Origin of the sequence: Endozoicomonas sp. ONNA1 (assembly GCF_024606325.1) — a bacterium.
Taxonomy (GTDB): Bacteria; Pseudomonadota; Gammaproteobacteria; order Pseudomonadales; family Endozoicomonadaceae; genus Endozoicomonas_A.
In genome coordinates, this window is record NZ_JAHHPN010000042.1 from 1 (window position 1) to 1,170 (window position 1,170).

Annotated in this window: 1 protein-coding gene; it reads left to right on the plus strand. The window is 48.5% G+C overall.

Annotation, left to right across the window (positions count from 1 at the left end; translation table 11 throughout):
• Positions 1 to 1,170 (plus strand): hypothetical protein (locus KDK19_RS00960; protein WP_257287084.1); only part of this gene is annotated, 1,170 nt, incomplete at both ends.

The following is a 1,170-nucleotide window of genomic DNA, read 5'->3' on the forward strand; positions in this document are numbered from 1 at the left end:
CGGTCATCGCCAACTACGTTCTTGACGATATTGCCTTTGAAAACGGCCGCAAGACAGCAGCATTCATGGCCAAGGTTCAGGATACCCTGACACCTTATGCTCATGCTACCGGCATGTCTGAATCAGACCTGTTCAAGGCTATCGATAGCACATTGATGCTGGCTCATACCGTTGCTGCTGAGCTACAGCTAAACGATTACTGGATCAAGCCTTCAGCCTTCATGGTACAAGCCCTAACCGGGTACTACTCCAGCTACAAACCTTTAATGGTGACCCATACCGCCCCGGAAGCTGTCAGGCTATTCCTCTCAAACATGCAGCTCCTCTATTTTCTGGATCTGACCAACAGGGGCGATTACATGCACAGGATGCTCATACCTTTCGAACACTGGATGGAACGCTATAGAGTTGATCTTGACCGAACCCGCCAATATGCCTATCACAGCAGAATTGAAGAAATCTCTGAAGTGGGCGCTCTGGCAATGCCATTAGGTAAGGCTGCTTCCTCGGTTATTCTAATGAAAACCGGCTCTGCGCTGTTCACCAGACAGTACAACGCCAACTCCCATAGGTACCGCACCATTTACCGTCTGGTCCCCGAAATGGTTAAATCCATGGGATCCGGACAAGGAATTCAGATACCGCTGGTGCACAGGATCACACCGGAAAAAGTGAAAATTCTGGTCTCTGCCACAGCCGGCATCGTACTGGGTCCGGTAGCCACTGCCGGAGCATACGCCCACGGTCTTTTATCCGGGTTTACCTACGTGCAAACATTCGGATTAGCTCTTACAACAAGCCTCACTTTCGACTTTTTCATGAACGACAACAAGATACTAACTGACTGGCTGGGAGGACCTCTGGGCCGAAGTCTTGACAAACTTAATCGCTGGAGAGGCCTGGGTGAAACGAAAACTGACTATGTTAAACGCACTGCCATTGCCAAGCCTCAACGCTACAATGAAACGGATGAAAAGTATGCTTGCCGTGTTAAAGTAAAGAACGTAATGTACGGCTGGATGCGAAACGAGAACTATCTTCAGTTTCGTGAACGGCGTGACCGAACCATGAAAATGTACAGCAATGGCTGGGAGAAATACTTCAAAAAAAATGTGCCTAAATGGTCATTCTCCCATGCAGAAAGTATTCCTTACTCTTACACTCTGGGTG